Source organism: Mesorhizobium sp. B2-3-14 (assembly GCF_006442175.1).
Taxonomy (GTDB): domain Bacteria; phylum Pseudomonadota; class Alphaproteobacteria; order Rhizobiales; family Rhizobiaceae; genus Mesorhizobium; species Mesorhizobium australicum.
In genome coordinates, this window is record NZ_VFVP01000001.1 from 201,034 (window position 1) to 220,437 (window position 19,404).

General features: G+C 63.7%; 20 protein-coding genes. 12 read left to right on the forward strand and 8 right to left on the reverse strand.

Annotated features, from left to right (window positions below; translation table 11 throughout):
• Nucleotides 1-17: 17 nt before the first annotated feature.
• Nucleotides 18-1,313: a lipopolysaccharide biosynthesis protein gene (locus FJ950_RS00890; protein ID WP_140614665.1), complete on the forward strand. Its 1,296-nt coding sequence runs from the start codon at nt 18-20 to the stop codon at nt 1,311-1,313.
• Between the two features lie 6 nt (nt 1,314-1,319).
• Here the strand turns inward: FJ950_RS00890 and FJ950_RS00895 are convergent, their stop codons facing one another.
• Genes FJ950_RS00895 through FJ950_RS00905 form a run of 3 tightly spaced genes read right to left on the reverse strand, consistent with a single transcriptional unit; the run spans nt 1,320 to nt 4,218 of the window.
• On the reverse strand, nt 1,320-2,246 hold the full coding sequence (locus FJ950_RS00895; RefSeq protein WP_140614666.1) for a DUF6492 family protein: 927 nt from the start codon (nt 2,244-2,246) through the stop codon (nt 1,320-1,322).
• A complete protein-coding gene (locus FJ950_RS00900) occupies nt 2,243-3,049 on the reverse strand; it encodes a WecB/TagA/CpsF family glycosyltransferase (protein WP_140614667.1) in 807 nt (268 codons plus the stop codon). Before FJ950_RS00900 ends, FJ950_RS00895 begins: the two co-directional genes overlap by 4 nt.
• Complete coding sequence (locus tag FJ950_RS00905) at nt 3,046-4,218, reverse strand: glycosyltransferase family 4 protein (protein WP_140614668.1); 1,173 nt, start codon at nt 4,216-4,218, stop codon at nt 3,046-3,048. Before FJ950_RS00905 ends, FJ950_RS00900 begins: the two co-directional genes overlap by 4 nt.
• Nucleotides 4,219-4,389: 171 nt before the next feature.
• Between FJ950_RS00905 and FJ950_RS00910 the strand changes: the two genes are divergently transcribed.
• Genes FJ950_RS00910 through proC form a run of 3 tightly spaced genes read left to right on the forward strand, consistent with a single transcriptional unit; the run spans nt 4,390 to nt 7,561 of the window.
• On the forward strand, nt 4,390-5,388 hold the full coding sequence (locus FJ950_RS00910; RefSeq protein ID WP_015316289.1) for a glycosyltransferase: 999 nt from the start codon (nt 4,390-4,392) through the stop codon (nt 5,386-5,388).
• Entirely contained in the window at nt 5,357-6,685 is a 1,329-nt protein-coding gene (locus FJ950_RS00915) for an O-antigen ligase (RefSeq protein ID WP_140614669.1), read from the forward strand. Before FJ950_RS00910 ends, FJ950_RS00915 begins: the two co-directional genes overlap by 32 nt.
• Before the next feature lie 60 nt (nt 6,686-6,745).
• A complete protein-coding gene (proC, locus tag FJ950_RS00920; protein WP_140614670.1) occupies nt 6,746-7,561 on the forward strand; it encodes a pyrroline-5-carboxylate reductase in 816 nt (271 codons plus the stop codon).
• Nucleotides 7,562-7,571: 10 nt separating this feature from the next.
• On the opposite strand, the gene FJ950_RS00925 is transcribed toward proC, so the two are convergent.
• The 3 genes from FJ950_RS00925 to FJ950_RS00935 are packed head-to-tail and all read right to left on the reverse strand — an operon-like array spanning nt 7,572 to nt 9,586.
• Entirely contained in the window at nt 7,572-7,964 is a 393-nt protein-coding gene (locus FJ950_RS00925; protein WP_140614671.1) for a type II toxin-antitoxin system VapC family toxin, read from the reverse strand.
• Nucleotides 7,964-8,206, reverse strand: a complete 243-nt coding sequence (locus FJ950_RS00930) for a type II toxin-antitoxin system VapB family antitoxin (RefSeq protein ID WP_015316285.1) — start codon at nt 8,204-8,206, stop codon at nt 7,964-7,966. Before FJ950_RS00930 ends, FJ950_RS00925 begins: the two co-directional genes overlap by 1 nt.
• 45 nt (nt 8,207-8,251) lie before the next feature.
• The gene (locus FJ950_RS00935) at nt 8,252-9,586 is read right to left on the reverse strand and encodes an NAD(P)H-dependent oxidoreductase (RefSeq protein WP_140614672.1); all 1,335 of its coding nucleotides are present in this window, start codon (nt 9,584-9,586) and stop codon (nt 8,252-8,254) included.
• A 338-nt stretch (nt 9,587-9,924) separates the two neighbouring features.
• Between FJ950_RS00935 and FJ950_RS00940 the strand changes: the two genes are divergently transcribed.
• The 3 genes from FJ950_RS00940 (at nt 9,925) to FJ950_RS00950 (ending at nt 12,171) form a co-directional block, all read left to right on the forward strand.
• Entirely contained in the window at nt 9,925-11,331 is a 1,407-nt protein-coding gene (locus FJ950_RS00940) for a PTS sugar transporter subunit IIC (protein WP_015316283.1), read from the forward strand.
• Nucleotides 11,332-11,402: 71 nt separating this feature from the next.
• Nucleotides 11,403-11,864 (forward strand): PTS sugar transporter subunit IIA, encoded by a 462-nt coding sequence (locus FJ950_RS00945; RefSeq protein ID WP_015316282.1) that lies wholly within the window; start codon nt 11,403-11,405, stop codon nt 11,862-11,864.
• A gap of 19 nt (nt 11,865-11,883) precedes the next feature.
• Entirely contained in the window at nt 11,884-12,171 is a 288-nt protein-coding gene (locus tag FJ950_RS00950) for a PTS sugar transporter subunit IIB (protein WP_015316281.1), read from the forward strand.
• 33 nt (nt 12,172-12,204) lie between these two features.
• Here FJ950_RS00950 and FJ950_RS00955 read toward each other — a convergent pair whose 3' ends face one another.
• Complete coding sequence (locus FJ950_RS00955; RefSeq protein WP_140614673.1) at nt 12,205-13,599, reverse strand: multicopper oxidase family protein; 1,395 nt, start codon at nt 13,597-13,599, stop codon at nt 12,205-12,207.
• A 172-nt stretch (nt 13,600-13,771) separates the two neighbouring features.
• A complete protein-coding gene (locus FJ950_RS00960; protein WP_041163341.1) occupies nt 13,772-14,590 on the reverse strand; it encodes an alpha/beta hydrolase in 819 nt (272 codons plus the stop codon).
• Between the two features lie 190 nt (nt 14,591-14,780).
• Between FJ950_RS00960 and FJ950_RS00965 the strand changes: the two genes are divergently transcribed.
• From FJ950_RS00965 to FJ950_RS00985, 5 genes are read left to right on the forward strand one after another with little or no spacing between them, the layout of a single operon-like run.
• Complete coding sequence (locus FJ950_RS00965) at nt 14,781-16,034, forward strand: ABC transporter substrate-binding protein (protein ID WP_140614674.1); 1,254 nt, start codon at nt 14,781-14,783, stop codon at nt 16,032-16,034.
• Nucleotides 16,035-16,037: 3 nt separating this feature from the next.
• Nucleotides 16,038-16,778: an ATP-binding cassette domain-containing protein gene (locus FJ950_RS00970; protein WP_140614675.1), complete on the forward strand. Its 741-nt coding sequence runs from the start codon at nt 16,038-16,040 to the stop codon at nt 16,776-16,778.
• Complete coding sequence (locus tag FJ950_RS00975; protein ID WP_140614676.1) at nt 16,775-17,488, forward strand: ABC transporter ATP-binding protein; 714 nt, start codon at nt 16,775-16,777, stop codon at nt 17,486-17,488. Before FJ950_RS00970 ends, FJ950_RS00975 begins: the two co-directional genes overlap by 4 nt.
• A gap of 9 nt (nt 17,489-17,497) precedes the next feature.
• On the forward strand, nt 17,498-18,373 hold the full coding sequence (locus FJ950_RS00980) for a branched-chain amino acid ABC transporter permease (protein ID WP_140614677.1): 876 nt from the start codon (nt 17,498-17,500) through the stop codon (nt 18,371-18,373).
• Entirely contained in the window at nt 18,370-19,404 is a 1,035-nt protein-coding gene (locus FJ950_RS00985) for a branched-chain amino acid ABC transporter permease (RefSeq protein ID WP_140614678.1), read from the forward strand. The genes FJ950_RS00980 and FJ950_RS00985 overlap by 4 nt, the downstream gene beginning before the upstream one ends.

Here is a 19,404-nt window from a genome sequence, read left to right on the forward strand (position 1 = left end):
TGCATTTTCCTCGACGTATGACTGAGGCCAGCGACATACCGCAAAGGCGGACCTTCGCGCGGATCGGCACCTTGATGGCCGAACGGCGGGGGCTGGTGCGCGACTATTTTTCGGCGATCAGCGGCGCCGGCGGGCGACTGGTGTTTTCACTCGCCTATTTCATCGCGCTCGCCAATACGCTGTCGATCGCAGAGTTCGGCATGTTCGCCACCGCCTCGGCGGCCGGCGTCATGCTGTCGAGGCTTCTCGCCTTCGGTTTCATTTCGGCACTCTACCGCACCGCCACCATCCGCCCCAATCTGATCGGCACGTTCACAGCAGGTTTCCTGCTGCTCGGCGCCGTCTCGCTGCCGCTTTTGGTCCTGGCCTCGTTCGGCGTCTACCTGATCTTCTTTGCCGGCACTGTGCCGCTGTCGGTATTCACGGCCATCGTTTTTGCCGAGGCACTGCTGTGGCGGCCGGTGGAAGTGGCGCTGATCGTCAACAACGGGCTGGGCAAATTCGGCCGTGCAGCCGTGCTGGCGATCCTGGCCACCGCACTGCGGGCGCTTGGCGCGGTGTTGTTCATGGTCTCGCCACAGCATGGCATTTGGATGTGGTCGTGGTTCTACATAGGGGCCAACGCCGCCTCGCTGCTTTTGGCTTTCGGCTGGTTCTATCCACGCCAGCGGCTGCGGCTGCGCATCGAACTCTATCTGCGGCGGCTCGCCGATTCAATCTATGTGGCCGGCGCCGAGGTGTTGTTCTACCTGCAATCGGAATTCGACAAGCTGCTGGTGCTGGCGATCGGCGGCCCGCATTTGGCCGGCATCTATGCCATCATCATGCGGCTCGTCGACCTGACGGCGATCCCCATCCGTACCTTCTCCATGATGCTCGTGCAGCGCATGATGCGCGCGCCGGAGCTGCTGTCGCGCCTTGCGATAAAGAGCGGCATCGAGGGCGGCGTGTTCCTCGTTTCAACGCTGGCGCTGGCAGCGCTTGGCATCGTGCTGCATTTCTTTCCCAACGCGCTCGGCAGGAATGTTTCCGAGGCCGCACCCCTGGTGGCGCTGGCGATCTGCGTGCCCGGACTGCGCAATCTGGTCGAATACCAGGCCGAGCTTCTTTTCGCGCGCGGCCAGACGCTGGTGCGAGCGCTCAATCTCGGCCTGCTCGCCGCCCTCAAGGCGCTGCTGCTGATCTATGTGCTGACCGCCATTTCCGAAACATCTGATCTGGTGCTGTCGCTCAACATCGTCTTCCTGCTGCTCTACCTCGCGTCCATGCTGCTGACCTATTCGGCGCTGCGCAGACCGGCCAAGGCAATCTAGGACAAATCAGCGATCAAGCCCGATCAGGCGTCGGATCCGGCCTATATCGGTGCCGATAAAGGACTGCATGCCGATCGCCACCTGCTCTGGCGCCATGCTGGCAACGAAGCGGCGGAACTCGTCGTCCGACAGCGCCTCGCCCGTCCAGTGGACGCGGCAGAATTCTTCCGAACCGTGGAAGTGGCCGGCTCCGTCCAGCAGATCGTCGACATAGCGTCCATAGATCATGCATTCGGAGAATTTGCGCGCGGAGCCGATGACCTCGACCCAGTCGCGGCCATGGACCTTTTCGATCCGGCCGCACATGGCAAGCACCGTGTCGCGGCGCCAGGCGATCAGCGTCGAGATATAATCATGGACCGATGTCCGGGACGAATCGATGCCAAGTGCCGTTCCGGCATTGCACGACCACAAGCGATGCTCGTCATGGCCGTCATCGGCGAGCACGCCATCCCGGCGAAACAAACGCGCCTTGCCATCGCGCCAAAAAGCACGGCAATCGAAGGCCTTCAGGAAAGCGACGTCGGAATCGCAGAAGATCAGCACGTCTTCCCCTGCGTGCGCCGATATGGCGATACGGCGCAGCTGCTGCACGTGCCAGCCACGCAGCGGCTGGGTCTTCAGGCTGAGCCAGACGCGGCGGCGAAACAGGCTGAGCGGATCGTCGAAGGCGCGCAGCCAGCGCGGCAGGAGATCCCGCTCATCGACGACCGAACGGCGGCTGGTCTGCAACTGACGGAAAAGCGCAAGGTCGCGATGTTCGACCAGAATGTAGTGGTGCGCGGCACCCGAGACATGCCGGTCAAGCGTTTCGCACAACAGTCGGCAGCGTTCGAAATCCGGGGCGTAGCTTGCCGTCACAACCGCTGCCGTCGGCGTCTTCGGCAACAGGCGTGGGCCGGCCAGCGGGTCTGGGACGAACCGCTTGTTCAACGAAACTCTCCGGGAGCATCTGCGACGGCCTCGGCGCCGCGCGCCCATTTCTGCTTGACGACCCGCCACAGGAACAGGGGGTTGCCGACCACGTAGCGGCGCCAGAGCCGGCCGGGCTCGACGGCCAGCCGGAACAGCCATTCCAGCCGCAGGCGGCGCATCCACAGCGGCGCGCGCGGCACCGAGCCGCTCAGGAAATCGAGCAGCGCGCCGACCGCGATCGGCAGCGTGCAATGGCGTTCGTCGATGTGGCGTTCAATCCACAATTCCTGGCGCGGCACGCCCATCGCGACCAGCAGCATATCAGGCCGTAGCTTTGCGATCCGGTCGATGATCTCCGGCTCCTGCGCGGGGGAGAAATAACCGTCGTGAATGACCACGAAGTTGTGCTGCACGGCAAGTGCCGCCAGCTTCATCGACGCCGCCTCGGCGTTGACACGGGTCGCACCGAGCAGTCCCACCGTCAGCGGCCTCTTGGAAGCCTGCAGGAAGGCCGGCACGAAATCGGTGCCGTTGAGATTGTCGGGAAACGGCGCGCCGTAGAGAAGCTTCGCGGCGAGATCGACGCCGATGCCGTCCGGCAGGATGAGGAAATCGTCGAGCGCCTCGGCGAACACCGGGTCGGTGTGGGCGATATTGGCATTGTGGGCGTTGAGGAAACTGACCTTGGTGAAGCGCCGCTCGGCGATCAATCGGTTCAGCAAGGCAATCGCATCGTCCCAGCGGATCGCCAGCACCGGGATGCCGAGGATTGCCTTCAGGCTGTCAAAGCCGAACGCGGCGCGGGCGGCGTGCATGTTCATGCAAACACCTCCTCCCGCACGGCGCCGATTTTTTCGAGACCGACACGAACCGCGGCGTCGAGCGCCTTGACCTGCCGGCGATGGAAGGTGCTGCCATCGACATCGTGAATGTCGGCCGCGGCTGCCTCCAGGGCCCGGGCGAAGCCGGCCGGATCGTCGGTGACGACGCAATTGTCGGGGCGATGGTCGATGCCGCGCAGCGACCGGCTGGTGGCGACCGAGGGCAGGCCAAGCTCGAAGGTCTCGATGGTCTTCAGCTGTACGCCGCTGCCCGCGGTGCTGATCAGCGGGATGACGGCCGCGCCGCGCACGAAAGCCCTGGCATCCGCGACACGGCCGACAAACTCGACGCCCGGATGCGCGGAGGTGACGCCGGAAGGCATGTGACCCGCTATGCGGATGCGGAAACCAGGCCGCAGATGCGGCACCACCTTGCCCAAGAACCAGTCGAGGCCGATGCGGTTCGGCTGCCAGGTCCAGGTGCCGATCAGGGCCGCGTCACAGTCGATCGCGCGCCGGCCGTTCCAGACTGGCGCCGTGGCGCCGGTCACCAGCGGCAGCACCGCCGAACGATCATCCGAGGCGACGCCAAGTGCCCCGCGATCCTCCTCGGCCAACGTGAAGACAAAACGCGCGCGGCGGCAGAGGCGCTCTTCGACCAGTTTGAGCAGCCTTGCCTCGCGCCGAAACAGCAGGCGCTGGAAAATGCCGGCGGCGGCAACGGCGTTCTCCCGCGCCGAGAGATGCTCGACATTGTGGGCGACGAAAATCGAAGGCCGGTCTTCGAAGACCCGTTCGAAAGCACCGGCGAACTGCACGGAATTCAGCACATAGCCATCGAACGGACCGGCTCGTTCGAGGGCGGCCTGAACATCGTGGCTGGACACCGCACGCAACTTGACCGACGCGAAGGTCAGGCCTGAAAACATCGCCTTGCCGACCCAGACAAGCTTTTGCAGCGGCGAAGCACTTTCGGTGCGCACGTCGATCGCCCCCAGCACCACGGTATTTTCGGGATCGGCCGCGGCTTTTCCGGGCCAGGTGAAGCCGATGACCGTGACGCGCGCGCCGGCGCGCCGCAGGGCGGCGATAATCGCGGCGTTGGCTATCTCGTAGCCCGAGGCGAGAGCACCGTCGGGCACGATCGATGTGGCGAACAGCAGATGCATCTTACCTATCCTGTGGTGTAGCCGGTAGCAAAGCGCGGTGAACCCTTGATTAAACGAGCACGATCAACGCCCCAAAACCCATGTCTGGCGGGCCTCTCCGTGCAAGGTGATTAACGAAACCTTATCATCGTGGTGCTACCAGAACGCGACTCACGACGCGGCTGGACACGGATGATCCCCTTGCCATTGGACGGTTCGGTATCGATCGCGGGACGATCTCGCCTGCTCGACGTGGAGGCCGTCGAAGCGATCGTCACCTTGCCGACGTTCAAGCGGCCGCAACAGGTGCTGGAGACACTGGCGTCGCTTCGCGCGCAGCAAACCGACAGGCGCTTTGCCGTCATCCTCATCGAAAACGAGGCCGAGGCGCGGGAGGGCGCCAAGGCGGTGCTGCCGCTGTTCGAGCGCGGCGAGATACCGGGCATGGTCATCATCGCGCATGAGCGCGGCAATTGCAGCGCCTACAATGCCGGCTGGCAGACGGCGATCCTGCAGTTCCCGAACTTCAAGCATCTTCTGGTCATCGACGATGACGAGACCGCCGATCCGCAATGGCTGGAGCGGATGTGCCACGCCGCCGAAACGCTCGCCGCCGACATCGTCGGCGGCCCGCAGGTGCCCGTTTTTGCCGATCCTGCCCATGCCAAATGGGCCGAGCATCCCGTCTTCGCACCCCCCTACCGGGAGACGGGACGGGTGCCCGCGCTCTATTCGTCCGGCAATCTTCTGGTCGGGCGCAACGTGCTGACCGCGATGGGGCCGCCCTTCCTCGATCTCAGATTCAATTTCATGGGCGGCGGCGATTCCGACTTTCTCAGCCGGTCGGCGCAACGCGGCTTCGTGCTGGGCTGGTGCGCCGAAGCCAAGGTGCGGGAGACCGTTCCGGCCCGGCGCGTCGAGACCGACTGGATCCGCGCCCGCAGCCTACGCAACGGTGTCATCTCGACACTGGTGGAAAAGAAGAGGCGCGCCGGCATGCCGTTCGCCGGCGCCAAGGTATTCGCCAGGAGCCTGGCGCTGCTTGCCGCCTCGCCGCTTCGCGGCATCATGCGGCTGGCGCGCACGGGATCCCCGGCGGCCGCCATCTACCCCGTCCATGTGGCGCTGGGCCGCGTGCTGGCCGAATTCGGATATGCCAATGAGCAATACCGCCAGCCTGAGAAGAACTGAGCGCGCGCCGCTCAGCGCCGCGTTCACGCGCGGTGGCGTGGCGACCGCGATCGCCGCGCTGCTGTTCACCGTCATCATGGTGTCCTTCCGCCCGTTCCAGCCGGCCGGCGCCGAACTCACCGGCGAAGGGGGCGACATCGTCAATCAGCTCGGCTTCGGCTCGCTCGGCGGGATTTCGATCTTCGCGCTGATGGCCTTCGCCGATCCGCGCGTCGTGCGCTCGCTACTCAGCCCATCCTGGATACTGATGCTGGGCTTCTTCTTTCTGTCGGTGGTGCTGGCGACCGATCCGCCCTCGGCAATGCGCGCGGCGTCCTTCACCATGATCGGCATCCTGACGATGGCGACGATTCTGGCGCTACCCCGCGACGCGGAGTCCTTCTCCAGGGTTATCATCTTCACCGCGGTCGTGGTCATGGGCCTGTCCTATCTCGGCCTGATCGTCTTTCCGCACGAGGCGATGCACACGGCTGACTCGCAGGAGCCCGAACATGCCGGCTTGTGGCGCGGCGTGTTCACCCACAAGAACATCGCCGGCCCGATCATGGCCTGCTTCAGCTTCGCCGGGCTTTATCTCTACCGGCGCGGCCAGCGCTGGTGGGGCGCGGGTATCTTCTGCGCGGCGATGATCTTCATGCTGCACACCGGCTCCAAGACCACCGCCGGGCTGGTGCCGTTCTCGATCCTGATCGTGATGTTTCCGAGTCTGATGGGCATGCGGCTCGGTACGCCGATCCTGTTCATGCTGGCGATTATCGCCACGGCGGTCGGCACGCTGGGCATCGTCTTCCTGCCGCCGGTGAAGCATCTGGCGGCCATCTACATCCCCGACCTCACCTATACCGGCCGGACGACACTGTGGGAGTTCGCCGGCTCGATGCTGGCGAAGAAGCCGTGGACCGGCTATGGTTATGAGAGCTTCTGGGGCACGCCGCTGCTGCTCAACCAGGACCAACCCTTCGATCGCCCGTGGGACATCAGGACCATCGTGCACGGCCATGACGGCTATCTCGACATCGCGGTGCTGATGGGCATCCCTGCCCTTTGCGTGGCGGTCTACACCTTCCTCATCGCACCATTGCGCGACTATATGCGCATTCCGCCGCGCAAGGAGAACATCTATCTCGGCGATTTCTTCATGATGGTGGTGCTGTTCACCGCACTCAACGCCTTTCTCGAGAGCTTCTTCTTCCATCGCGGCGATCCGGTCTGGCTGTTCTTCGTGCTCGGCGTGCTGGGCCTCAGGCAAGTGTCGTTGCGGCCGATCGCGGTGCGCACGCCTGTTCAGCGGTCCTGAGAGGGCTTCCCCACCGATCGGCGAGCGTCTATGTCATGGCCTTTCCTCGGAGGGCTCTCGATGACGATCAGGCTTGTTCTCGCCGGTTGCGGCAATATGGGTTACGCCATGCTCTCGGGCTGGCTGAAGTCCGGCAAGCTTGCACCCTCGGCGGTTTTCGTGGTCGAGCCCAATGCCGAGCTGCGCGATCGCGCAGTGGCGCTTGGCTGCGGCGCGGCGGCGGATGCCGGAGCCATTCCGGCGGATGCCGTGCCCGATCTGGTCGTCATCGCTGTAAAACCTCAGGTGATCCGCGACGTCACCGCCGCGTACAAGCGCTTCGGCGATGGACGCACCACTTTCGTCAGCATCGCCGCCGGCACGCCGTCCGCCACCTTCGAGGACATCCTCGGCAACCGCGCCCCCGTTGTGCGGTGCATGCCCAACACGCCGGCGGCCATCGGCAAGGGCATGATGGTGGTGTTTTCCAATCCCTTGGTTTCCGCCGACGCCAAGCGCTTCGTCGCCGACCTTCTGTCGGCCAGCGGCGAAGTGGCCACTATCGACGACGAGGGCCTTATGGATGCGGTGACCGCCGTGTCCGGATCGGGTCCGGCCTATATCTTCCATTTCATCGAGGCGCTGACGGTGGCCGCCGAGAAGGCCGGCCTGCCGGCGGCGACCGCCAGGCTGCTCGCCATGCAGACCGTTTACGGCGCGGCATCGCTCGCCGCTGAAAGCCGCGAGAACCCGGCCGTGCTGCGCAAGCAGGTGACCAGCCCCAACGGCACGACGGCGGCGGCGCTTGGCGTGCTGATGGGCGATGACCGGTTGACCAATCTCCTTACGCAAGCGGTGGAAGCGGCGCGGCTGCGGTCGATCGAACTAGGGAAATAGAGCAGACTCCCTAGGCCAGATCGGTATGCGAGAAGTCGTTGCCTTTGTAGAGCAGAGCAGAGCCGCGGCCCTTTGCGCAAGCATAGGACAGGCAATCGGCCAGTTTGAGTTGGGCGGGATGCCCGCGTCCTTTTCCATAGTCTGAAAAAGCTTGGACCGCGAGCTTGGCGTCGCCGGCGTCGATGGGAACGATTTCGATTTCGGCCTCGCGCAGAAAAGCCTCTATCGCCACTTCAGCGACGAGCGGCTCGACGGCCAGCATAGTTGAAAGCCGCATAGCCGCTTCGAGCACCACCAGCGCGGAAGTAATCCTGCGAGGTGCTACCGCGATGCGGTTGCTCCACTCGCCAGCATCTCCTTCTCCCGAAAGAATTGCGACGACCACCGAGGTGTCGACAAACATCAGGAGTGGCCCCACATCTCATCGATCTCATCCTTGTGTACGGGCCGGCCGCCCTGGCCAGCTCTGGCTTTGAGTTCATCGGCGATGGCAGCCAGCCGCTGCGCCAACGGAGCGCGTCCACTTTCCCGTTTCAGTTCGGACTCAAGAGCTTCGATCACCGCCTCGGTCATCGAAATCTTGCGTTTGGCGGCGAGCCGCTGTGCCAGTTCACGTGCACGCGGGTCCCTGATCTGGAGGTTCATTGGTCGATCCTCGGCGTCATCTGCCATTACAATATAGCGCATCTGTCATGACAGCGCCACAACGGGCTTGTTTCCGTACAGCATCTCGTCCTGCAGGCGACGCAGCGCGAACAGACTGGTCGTCCGGTCTGGCGCTGCATTGTCGGTGGTCAGCAGTGCACCTTTCCTGACCGGCTTCAGCACCTTGCCGCCCTCGAGCAGGCCGACCGGCACGGCGCGCTGGGAACGCGCGTCGCCGACGGTCATGGTCCAGGAGCGATAGCAGGTCTCGCCGATCGCATCGAAGGTCTCGCCGGCGGCGAGATCGCGCTTGGCGACGGCGCAGACCTCGGCAACCGGCCGCGGCAGCGGCACCATGTCGGGCTTGCCGAACAGCACGATGCGAGCGGCCGTCAGCGGCACTTCCAGTGAGGTCAGATGGTAGGGCCGGAACAGGCTGTAATAGGGACCGCGGCCGATATGCAGGTCGTCCATGCGTTCGATGATGCGCGGATGCGTCGCCTCGACGATGACGAAGACACCGGGCGCCACACCCTTGCCGATGGTGTAGTCGACGACGCCTTTTTTCAGCAGGAGGCCACCATCCTCGCGCGGGATCAGCACCTTGACGAGGTCATCGCGGTCGGCCTTGGGACCATGCATGCCGGGCACGTCAGGCACCAGCCCGGTGGCGTTGGCGATGGCGCACATCTCGACCATGGTCTTGGAGCCGTCGACGAACTCGACCAGCATGCGCGGGTTCATGTTGCGGCGGGTCGCTTCCTCGCGATAGTCGTCAGGCACGGCATCGTGGTTGAGCGGGTTGTTCTTGCCCTTGCCAGCCGAGACGATGGTAAGGCCGAGTGCGGACGCGAACTCGATCAGTTCCATGCAGCTCGACGGCTCGTCGCCGGCGCCGACCGAATAAACCACGCCAAGCCGGTCGGCCTGCTGCTTGAGGTAACAGCCGATGGTGACGTCGGCCTCGACATTCATCATCACAAGGTGCTTGCCGTGCTCCATCGCCATCAGGTCGAAATCGGCGGCGACGCCCGGCTTGCCGGTGGCGTCGATGACGACATCGATCAGTGGGTTGGTGACCAGCATCTCGTTCGAGGTGATGGCTATTTTTCCAACCTCGATCGCCGCGGTGACTTTCGACGCGGTGTCGGCTTCGACCGCCATCGCCTCGTCACCGTAGGCGATGCGGATGGCGTCACGCGCGGTGTGCGGGCGCCGGGTCGAGACGGCGCAAACCGCAATGCCGGGCATCAGCATGCCTTGCGTGACGAGGTCAGTGCCCATTTCGCCGGAGCCGATGATGCCGATGCGCACCGGGCGGCCCTCGGCGGCACGTCTGGCGAGATCGCGGGCAAGCCCGGTCAAGGCGACATTGGTCATGCGGGATGTCCACAGCTTCTTGGTCTGGACGCGAATTAGCAGGGACCATTCCCCTGTGCCAACAAAACCGCTCGCGACCGGCGATTTCCAACGAAAATGGCCCGTGACAAGCGTCGTCGCCTTGGCCGATTGGCCCAAAGGCTTGCCAATTGACATTGTTGCGAACAGTCTCAATAAAACATTCGTTTGCCAACGAAGGCAAATGTTCATCGAGACAACCGCTCGGAGGGGCACTCGTCTCGCGGCATCTGGGGAGTGCCTTTGCGCTAAGGTGGCGGCAGAGGCTGAGAGAAAGGAGCACCGCGAAGCTTTAGGCTCGGGGCTCCAGGGGAGGAAGAATGGATACTCTACTCGCTGGCCTCAAGGGGGCCATCGACACGCTCGGCGCGACAATCCTGCTGCCGATCGTCATTTTCATCATTGCCGTGGTTTTGGGCGCCAAGGTCAGCAAGGCCTTTCGCGCCGCCGTCACCATCGGGGTCGCCTTCATCGGTATCAACCTTGTGCTTGGCCTGATGTTCACGTCGATCGGCGACGTCGCCAAGGCCATCGTCACCAACACCGGCATTCATCGCGACATTATCGACGTCGGCTGGCCCTCGGCGGCCGCCATCGCCTTTGGCTCCTCGGTCGGGCTTTGGGTTATCCCGGTCGGCATCCTGGTCAACATCGTGCTGTTGCTGACGCGCATGACGCGCACGCTCAATGTCGACGTCTGGAATTTCTGGCATTTCGCCTTCGTCGGCTCGCTCGTCGTCGCCGCCACCGACAATCTGGCCTACGGCATTGCCATCGCGGCCCTGGTTGCGGCGCTGTCGCTGCTGTTCGCCGATTGGTCGGCGCGCGCGGTGCAGCAATTCTACGGCGTTCCCGGCATTTCGGTGCCGCATCTCGCCTCGGCGCAAATCCTGCCGATCGCCATCATCCTGAACTGGATCATGGACCGCATTCCCGGCATCAACCGCATCAACATCAACACCGAAACCATCGAGCGCCGCTTCGGCGTGTTCGGCGAACCGGTCGTGCTCGGCCTGATCATCGGCCTCGTGCTCGGCGCCATCGCCTTCTACAATGCCGGCGATCCCGGCACGGTGCTGGCCAAGGTGCTGGGCACCGGAATGACACTTGCCGCGGTTATGCTGCTGCTGCCGCGCATGGTGAAGATCCTGATGGAGGGCCTGATCCCGGTTTCCGACGCGGCGCAGGAGTTCGTGCGCAAGCGCACCGGCGATCGCGAGCTTCTCGTCGGCCTCGATTCGGCGATCCTGATCGGCCATCCCGCCGCGATCTCGTCGTCGCTGATCCTGGTGCCGATCGCGATCATCCTGTCGGTGATCCTGCCGGGCAACCGCGTCATCCTGTTCGCCGATCTGGCGGTCATCCCGTTCATCGTCGCCATGACCGCGCCGCTGGTCAAGGGCAATGTGTTCCGCATGGTGGTGATCGGCACGGTGACCTTGGCGATCGGCTTCTATGTCGCCAACGCCCTGGCGCCGCTGTTCACCAGTGCGGCCGTCGCGTCGGGCTTCAAACTGCCGGCGGATGCTTTGCAGATCACCTCGGTGGTCGACGGCTTCCTGTGGGTGCCCTATGTGATCATCGAGGCGATCCAGGGACTTGGGCTGATCGGCATCATCGTGATCGCCGTGGTCATCGCGGCCCTGTTCGTGCTCTATCGCCGCAATCCGCTCGGCTGGGAACGGGCGGCGGGCGCCGAGGACGAGCCGGCCGAAGGCACGGCCTGAACGCAAGCGTGCCTTCATCTGAAACGATCGTGCGCCTTCGCCGGGCGCACGATTTATCGACGGAGCAAGACATGTCCGACGCCCTCATGCAGCTTCTGGATCCCGAAGCGATCGTGCTCGGGTCGGACGCGTCGACCAATGAGGAGATCATCCGCGTCCTGGCAGGACGGCTCGAGGCGCTTGGCTATGTCAAGAGCTCCTATGCCGACGCGGTCGTGCGCCGCGAAATGACCATCCCGACAGGACTGCCGCTGGAACGCGCCGACAATGTCGCGGTGCCCCACACCGATCCCGAGCATGTGCTGAAGCCCGGCATCGCAATGGGCACGCTGAGAAAGCCGGTGATCTTCGCCAACATGGAAGACCCCGACGAGAAGCTGCCGGTGGGCTTCGTCTTCCTGCTTGCGATCAATGACAAGGACAAGCAGATTGAAGCGCTGCAGTCCGTCATGGCAACGATCCAGAATCCAGATGCATTGGACGGCTTGAGGTCGGCCAGGACGCTTGACGACGTGCGCACCGTGCTCGGCTGATAATCAAGGGAAAGCAAAGATGGCCAGACAGAAGACAATTCTCTTTGCCTGCGGCACCGGCATCGCCACCTCGACGGCGGTCAACGTCGCCGTCACCGAGGCGATGAAGATGCGCGGCCTTACCTTCAACGCGCAGCAGGCCAAGGCAACCGAAGTGCCGGGGCTCGCCGACAGCGTCGACTTCATCGTCGCCACCACGCCGATCTCGGCTTCGGTGACCAAGCCGGTCATCAAGGGCCTCGCCTTCCTCACCGGCATCGGCAAGGACAAGGTGCTCGACGAGATCGAGGCGCAACTGCGCAAGTAGGTCGCGGACAATGCTGCCTTCGGTGGGCCCGGCTCAGACCACTCTGACGTAACTCGTCATGCCCGATTTCTGGTGCTCGATGATGTGGCAATGCAGCAGCCAGTCGCCGGGATTGTCGGCGACGAAGCCGAGGCTCACCTTCTCATTGGGCTGGATGAGATAGGTGTCCGAAATCAACGGCTGCACCGGCCGCGTCGAGGATGACAAAACCTTGAAGCTCATGCCGTGCAAATGCATCGGATGCGATTGCGGCGTCAGGTTCTCCATGTCGATGACATAGCTCCTGCCGAGCTTCAATTCGGCCAGCGGCGCGGTTGGATCGGGCGTATCGCCCGGCCACGGCACCTTGTTGATCGCCCAGAAACTGTAGCCGAGCGAACCGCAGATGCTGTCGCTCGGGACGTTCTCCGCCGTGGCGCTGAGCGACAGGGAGATATGCTGGGCCGAGCCGAGATCCACTTCCGCCACCGGATTCACTTCCAGCGGCGCAACGTCGCGAACGTCCCGCTTGAGCGAGTTGCCCGTCGCGCGCAGCGTCGCCAGCACCTTGGGCTTGGTGCCCCTGACGTCCCGCAGGCTGACGGTCGCGCCCTCATCGTCGGGCATGCGGATGGCGAGTTCCATGCGCTGTCCCGGTCCAAGCAGCAAGGCATCGGGCGCAAAGCGCTCCGGCACCGGATTGCCGTCCAGCGCCATCACGATCGCTTCGGCGCCGTCGACGCGAAAGGCATGGATGCGGGTGACATCGGTAATGGCGATGCGCAGCCGCACCAGCCCGCCGGCGGGCGCGTCATATTGCGGCTGATCGAGCCAGTTGGCGGTACGCACCGTGCCGTAAGTGCCGGTTCTCGCGGCATCGCGCGGCCGGAACTGGTCGATGAACTGGCCGTCGTCGCCAAGGCGCCAGTCGCGCAGGTTGAGGACAAACTCGGCGTCGAATTTCGGATCGTTCGGGTTTTCAACCACGATCACGCCGGTCAGGCCGTGCCCCATCTGCTCCAGCGTGTTGCAGTGCGGGTGATACCAGAAGGTGCCGGCGTCGGGCGGCGTGAAGGCATAGTCGAAATGATCGCCGGTGTAGACGTAAGGCTGCACCAGGAAAGGCACGCCATCCATCTTGTTCGGCAGGCGAATGCCGTGCCAGTGGATGGTCGTCGGATCATCGATGGCGTTGTCGAGGCGCGCGGCGAAGGGTTCGCCTTTTTTCATCCTGAGCACCGGCGGCATTCCCGCTTTGCCGTAAGTCAGCACATTGTTGGTCTGGCCGACATCCATCAGCTTCGCCTGGATTTTCGCCGTCCGCAGCACCACTGGCTCAGGCGCGGACGCCGCCCAGCCGCCAATCCTGCCGATGGCGGCAAGCCCGAGCCCGCTCGCACCGGCAACGGCGGCAGTTTTCAGCAGTCCGCGGCGTGTAAATACGGTCATGTCGCACTCCAACGGAAAAGCTGACTGCTCTCCGCAACTTTGCCGTCATAGCCGGACACGCATGCCTTGCCAACGGCCCAGTCGCGGCCGCCCTCCTCCTGTCAGTGCAATGAGGCCAGCAGGGCTGGACACATTCCGGTCGATGGCGGCTGGTCGGTGCCTTGCGGCGGGTCTATGCCTGATCCACGCTTTCCAGGAAGCGGGCGAAGATCGGGTTGAAGCGGCCGGGAGAATCCCAGAACGGCGCATGGCCCGATTTGTCGAGCAGATGCGCCTTGCCTTCCCACAGGTTGGAGAACTTGACCGCTGAGACAAAATCGGTGTTCACGAAAGGCTCGTCGATGCCATTGAGAACGGCTATCGGAGGCGTCTTGCCGGCGACGATCTCGCGCTGGTTGCGGCCTGTGCCGGCCGCGAATTTCTCGAACATCAGGCGCCGCGCCCGCCCGTCGGTGCGCGCCACCGTGTCGAGGAGGAACGGTTCGAACGGTTCCCCGCAAGTGCTGCGCGCATAGGCCTCGACATCAGCGGCGGTGAAGGCCTCTTGTCCGGCAAGATGCATATGCGGACTCGACTTGAAGCCGTTGCCGACCTCCTCGGGCGCTACAGGCGGAGTGCCCGATATCATCAGGCCAAGCAGGCCAGGATAACGGTCGATCATCTCCAGCCCGATATGACCGCCGAGCGACCAGCCGAAGACGATGCCCTTGTCGATACCGAGCAGGCCGAGCACTTCGGTCATCGCATCGGCATAGCCTTCCATACTGTAGGAGCGGTCCGGATCGATCGCATTGCCGGAAGCGCCGTGGCCCGGCAGATCGGGGGCGATCATGTGGTAGCGCTCGCCCAGCGGGCTCTCGAGCTGGTTGCGGAAAACGGCACCGGAAGACGAATTGCCGTGGATCAGCAGGACGGCGGTGCCTTTGCCGCCGGTCTCGCGAACGGCGATCCTGCCGTGACTGGTTTCAAGGGTCTTCTGCGCGATCGTCATCTTTGGCTCCGTCTGGAATCGCTCTGTTTCGAAGCAGTTGCACAACAAAGCGCCGCCGCCTCCCCTAGCCCTGCCATAACATTTTCCCGGTCTCGTGCCGTTGAAAAATCCTTTTCAAATAACATCAATTGTGCGTAGATTGTCAATTATCCAACTCCCGATGAACGGGAGGAGAACAGGGAACGGCACGATGAAATCCAAATTCGCAGGCAACAGACTCCGCCATATGCTGATGACCACGGCCCTGATCGCGGCGTTTGCCACGGCAAGCGCCCCCGCTTTCGCCGATGTCGTCAAGATCGGCCTGCTGGCGCCGATCACGGGCCCTGCCGCGGCGGACGGCCAGGAATTCCAGCGCGGCGTGCAGATGGCAATCGATGAGGCGAATGCCGCCGGCGGCGTTGCCGGTAACACATTCGAACTGGTGGTCGGCGACGTCAAGGATCAGTCCGCCGGCAACGTCACCAGCGCGGTCGAGCGCCTGCTTGGCGATCCCGGCGTGCAATTCATGCTCACCGGCTACGCCAGCCTGACGAATTTCGAGATCGACAACATGGCCGAGGCCGAGATGCCCTACATGCTGGCGGCCACCTCGCAGCAGACCAGGGACATCATCGCGCCGAGTCCAGACAAGTACATGTGCTGTTGGTCGCTAACGCCGTCCTTCGACGCTTACAACACCGACGTCACCTTGTTCGTCGAGAAACTCGCGGCCGACGGCAAGATCACCTTGCCGACCAAGAAGGTCGCCATCATCTCCTCCGACAACGCCTATTCGAAGACCATCTCGGAGGGCATGAAGAAGACTTTCAAGGAGAAGGGCTGGACTATCAGCGTCGATGAGATCGTGCCCTTCGGCGAAGTCACCGACTGGCGTTCGATCCTGGCCAAGGTGCGCGAGAATGTTCCCGATGTCGTCATCAACACCGATTATCTGCCGGGCAATTCGGCGTCTTTCCTGAACCAGTTCCTCGAACAGCCGACCAAGAGCCTTGTCTTCCTGCAATATGCGCCGAGTGTTCCGGAATTCGTCGAACTCACCGGCAAGAAGTCGAATGGCGTCATCTACAATCTCCTCGGCGGGGCGCTGACGACGCCGAAGAACCCGCGCGCCGATGAGGTGGCGGCCAAGTTCAAGGCCAAATATGGCGTCGAGAGCGGCACCTATGGCGTCGGCCTCTATGAAATGACCAACGTCTATTTCGACGCGGTCAAGAAAGTCGGCGGCGCATCCGACCACGCCGCGATCATGAAGGCGCTGTCGGAGACCGACAAGCAGGTCGCCGAGGGCCGGCTGAAATTCGATTCCGCCACGCATCTCGCCACGCAGGGCGACGACTATATCCCGATCACCTTCTTTCAGATCTGGGACGGCCAGCGCACGCTGATCTCGCCGGAAAAATACGCCACCGGTGCCTTCAAGCCGCAGCCCTGGATGCAGTGAGGCATGGCCCTGCTTGAACTGGACGACGTATCGAAGGCCTTCGGTTCGCTGAAGGCCGTCGATGGCGTGTCGTTCAAGGTCGAGGCCGGCGAGATCTTTGGCATCGCCGGCCCGAACGGCAGCGGCAAGAGCACGCTGTTCAACATCATCACCGGCATCCCGTTCGGGCCGGACAGAGGCCACATCCGCTTTGACGGGACCGCGATCAACGGCAAGTCTGGACATGCCATCGCGCGCCTCGGCCTTGCCCGCACCTTTCAGCGCGAAACCAGCTTCGACGGCCTGACCGTATTCGAGAACGCGCTGATCGGCGCCAGCTACGGCAGAAAGGAGAAAGCTGCAGCGGCAGCCGCCCGCGAGGCGGCCGCAGAGGCACTGGAGTTTGTCGGCTTGGGTTCAGTGTCCTTCGGGCGGCTGGCCGGCGAGCTTTCCGTCTTCGAGCGCAAATGCCTGATGCTTGCCACCGCGATCGCCATGCAGCCACGTATGCTGTTGCTCGACGAACCGGCATCGAGCTTGACCAAGCCCGAGATCGAGACGTCGATCGGTTTGATCCGCCGCACCGCCGAACGCGGCATCACCATCCTCCTGATCGAGCATGTGCTGACCTTCCTGATGAGCCTGTCGCAGCATCTGCTGGTGCTTAACAATGGCCGCGTGCTCGCCGCTGGCGAGCCGGCAAGCGTGATCGCCGACCAGCGCGTCATCGAGGCCTATCTCGGAACCAGGAGGGCGGTGGCGTGATTCCCATCCTCACCGTCGAAGGCGTCACCGCCGGCTATGGCCGCGTCACCGTGCTGCACGACATTTCGCTGGAAGCTGGCCGCTTCGGCAATGTCGGCCTGTTCGGACCCAACGGTCATGGCAAGACGACCCTGTTGCGCACCGTCTCCGGCCTGCTCCGGCCGAAGAACGGCCGCATCCAGTTCGACGGGCAAGACATAGCAGGCCTCAGCGCCCGCGCCATCGTCGGCGCCGGCCTGATCCACGTGCCGCAAGGCAACCGGCTGTTTCCCGACCTCTCCATCGCCGACTGCATGGCGCTGGGCGCCTATTCGCCGCGCGCCCGTCCGCATGAGGCGGAGAACCGCGAGAAGGTGATCAAACTGTTCCCGAAACTGGCGGAACGCTGGCGCCAGCGCGTGCGCACGCTGTCGGGCGGCGAGCGCCAGATGGTGTCGATCGGCACGGCGCTGATGAGCCATCCGCGCCTCCTGATCCTCGACGAGCCGACGCTTGGGCTGGCCCCCAAGATCAAGGACGAACTCTGCGCCTCCGTCATGGACATTTCGCGCGGCGGGGTGCCGCTGATCGTCGTCGAGCAGGATATCGAGTTCCTGCTGGAACTGACGCAGCAACTCTACCTCGTCAACCACGGCGCGGTGGCGACCGAGATCAAGCCGGGCGAGAGCCTCGACCACGGCGAGATCATGTCGATGTATTTTGGCCACTAGGAACTCGGTATGAGCGCATTGGCGGAAATCCTGTTCGGCGGCCTGTTCCAAGGTTCGCTCTACGCCATGATGGCGGTCGGGCTCGCTTTGGTCTGGACGACGATCGGCGTGTTCAACTTCAGCCATGGCGTGTTCATGATGCTGGGCGCCTATGTCGCCTGGCAATTGGTGGAACTCGGCCTGCCGGCGGCGGTGGCCTTTCCCGTCGCCGTGATCGTCATGGCCGGCGTCGGCTGGATCCTGCAGGCAAGCGTCGTGCGGCCGCTGATCGGCCGGCCCAATATCGTGCTGGTCGTCGTCATCACCACGCTTGCCGCCGGATCGCTGATCGAGAACGGAGCGCTCACCATCTGGGGGCCGCGCTCCAAGCAGATTCCGGCGCTGGTCGACGGCAACGCCATCATCGGCGGCGTCGGCGTTTCGCTGCACCAGATCGCCATCATCGTCATCACGCCGCTGATCCTGGCGGCGTTGTGGATGTTCCTCAACCGTTCGCGTCTCGGGCTGGCATTGCGTGCGGTCGCGCAGAACGAGGATGCCAGCCATCTGGTCGGTCTGAATGTCACCGCGCTCTACGGGCTGGCCTTCGCCATCGCCGCTTCGCTGGCGGGGCTCGCCGGCATCTTCATGGGCGGCTATCGCTTCATGTCGCCCGTGATGGGCTCAGACCCGCTGCTCAAGGCGCTGATCGTCGTCGTATTCGGCGGCATATCGAGCATATCGGGACCGATCTTCGCCGCCTATTTGATCGGCTTTTTCGAGGCCGCCTGCAGCTATTACTTCGGCCTCTACTGGACGCCGGCATTGCTGTTCGGCGTGCTGATCCTGACCCTGATGGTGCGCCCCGAGGGCATTTTCGCCAGCCGCTCGCGAGGCCTCGCATGACCGACACGACCTCGCCGATCACCCAGATCCGCACAGCGGCGGCAACCCCGATCGCACCTGGCCGCACGCCGTGGCAGCACGAAGCCATCGGCTTCGTGCTCGGCTTCGCCGTGCTGGCGCTGCTGCCGCTCGTCTTCGGCGACACCTATGCCCGCCACATCCTGATCATGGCCTTCATCTACGCCATCGTGGCGTCGAATTGGGATCTCAGCCTCGGCTATGGCGGCGTCTTCAATTTCGGTCATCTGGCGCTCTTCGGCATCGGCGTCTACGCCTACAGCCTGCTGACCAAGCTGGCCGGGCTCGATCCGTGGATCGCGCTGTTTTCCAGCGGCATCATCGCCACGCTTGCCGCGATCGTGGTGACCATCCCGATCCTGCGCCTGAAGGGCATCTATATCATCCTGGTCACCTTCGGCTTCGCGCAATTGGTCATGCAAGTGATCCTCAGCCAGTCCGACATCACCGGTGGCACGCAAGGGATCGTGCGTATCCCCGGCCTCTACTGGCTCGACCACAATATGGTCCGCGACGCCAAATTCGCCTATTTCTACATCGCGCTGGCGCTGGTGGTGGCGAGCACGCTGTTCCTGCGTGTGTTCGTGCGCTCGCGCGCCGGCGCCAGCATCGTGGCGCTGCGCGACAATGAGGAATACGCCGTCAGCCGCGGTGTCTCGATCGTGCGCCAACGCATGCTGACGCTTGCGGCAAGCGCCTTCTTCACCGGCATTGCCGGGGCCTTCTATGCCGCCTACCAGCGCAACGCCTCGATTGACGTGTTCGGCATGAGCCTGGCGACCATCATCCTGTCGATGGTGCTGCTGGGCGGCACCAGCACCATCTACGGCGCCATCGTCGCCTCTTTCGTGCTGACGGTCTTCGCCGAGTGGATGGCTGATTTCGGCGCATGGCGCCCGATGATCACGGCGGTTCTGATCATCGGCGTGATGCTGGCCTATCCCAGCGGACTGGCCGGCATGATCAAAGCGGCTTGGGGTGCCGTCGCCGGGCGGATCAACCGCCCGGCGTGA

What these genes read in the sequence shown, in the direction of transcription:
- proC (WP_140614670.1), top strand. Translation starts at nt 6,746, where the DNA reads ATGACGATCAGGCTTGTTCTCGCCGGTTGCGGCAATATGGGTTACGCC.
- FJ950_RS00945 (WP_015316282.1), top strand. Translation starts at nt 11,403, where the DNA reads ATGTCCGACGCCCTCATGCAGCTTCTGGATCCCGAAGCGATCGTGCTC.
- FJ950_RS00980 (WP_140614677.1), top strand. Translation starts at nt 17,498, where the DNA reads ATGAGCGCATTGGCGGAAATCCTGTTCGGCGGCCTGTTCCAAGGTTCG.
- FJ950_RS00940 (WP_015316283.1), top strand. Translation starts at nt 9,925, where the DNA reads ATGGATACTCTACTCGCTGGCCTCAAGGGGGCCATCGACACGCTCGGC.
- FJ950_RS00950 (WP_015316281.1), top strand. Translation starts at nt 11,884, where the DNA reads ATGGCCAGACAGAAGACAATTCTCTTTGCCTGCGGCACCGGCATCGCC.
- FJ950_RS00925 (WP_140614671.1), bottom strand. Translation starts at nt 7,964, where the DNA reads ATGTTTGTCGACACCTCGGTGGTCGTCGCAATTCTTTCGGGAGAAGGA.
- FJ950_RS00900 (WP_140614667.1), bottom strand. Translation starts at nt 3,049, where the DNA reads ATGAACATGCACGCCGCCCGCGCCGCGTTCGGCTTTGACAGCCTGAAG.
- FJ950_RS00965 (WP_140614674.1), top strand. Translation starts at nt 14,781, where the DNA reads ATGAAATCCAAATTCGCAGGCAACAGACTCCGCCATATGCTGATGACC.
- FJ950_RS00960 (WP_041163341.1), bottom strand. Translation starts at nt 14,590, where the DNA reads ATGACGATCGCGCAGAAGACCCTTGAAACCAGTCACGGCAGGATCGCC.
- FJ950_RS00910 (WP_015316289.1), top strand. Translation starts at nt 4,390, where the DNA reads ATGATCCCCTTGCCATTGGACGGTTCGGTATCGATCGCGGGACGATCT.
- FJ950_RS00935 (WP_140614672.1), bottom strand. Translation starts at nt 9,586, where the DNA reads ATGACCAATGTCGCCTTGACCGGGCTTGCCCGCGATCTCGCCAGACGT.
- FJ950_RS00890 (WP_140614665.1), top strand. Translation starts at nt 18, where the DNA reads ATGACTGAGGCCAGCGACATACCGCAAAGGCGGACCTTCGCGCGGATC.
- FJ950_RS00915 (WP_140614669.1), top strand. Translation starts at nt 5,357, where the DNA reads ATGAGCAATACCGCCAGCCTGAGAAGAACTGAGCGCGCGCCGCTCAGC.
- FJ950_RS00970 (WP_140614675.1), top strand. Translation starts at nt 16,038, where the DNA reads ATGGCCCTGCTTGAACTGGACGACGTATCGAAGGCCTTCGGTTCGCTG.
- FJ950_RS00985 (WP_140614678.1), top strand. Translation starts at nt 18,370, where the DNA reads ATGACCGACACGACCTCGCCGATCACCCAGATCCGCACAGCGGCGGCA.
- FJ950_RS00905 (WP_140614668.1), bottom strand. Translation starts at nt 4,218, where the DNA reads ATGCATCTGCTGTTCGCCACATCGATCGTGCCCGACGGTGCTCTCGCC.
- FJ950_RS00930 (WP_015316285.1), bottom strand. Translation starts at nt 8,206, where the DNA reads ATGAACCTCCAGATCAGGGACCCGCGTGCACGTGAACTGGCACAGCGG.
- FJ950_RS00955 (WP_140614673.1), bottom strand. Translation starts at nt 13,599, where the DNA reads ATGACCGTATTTACACGCCGCGGACTGCTGAAAACTGCCGCCGTTGCC.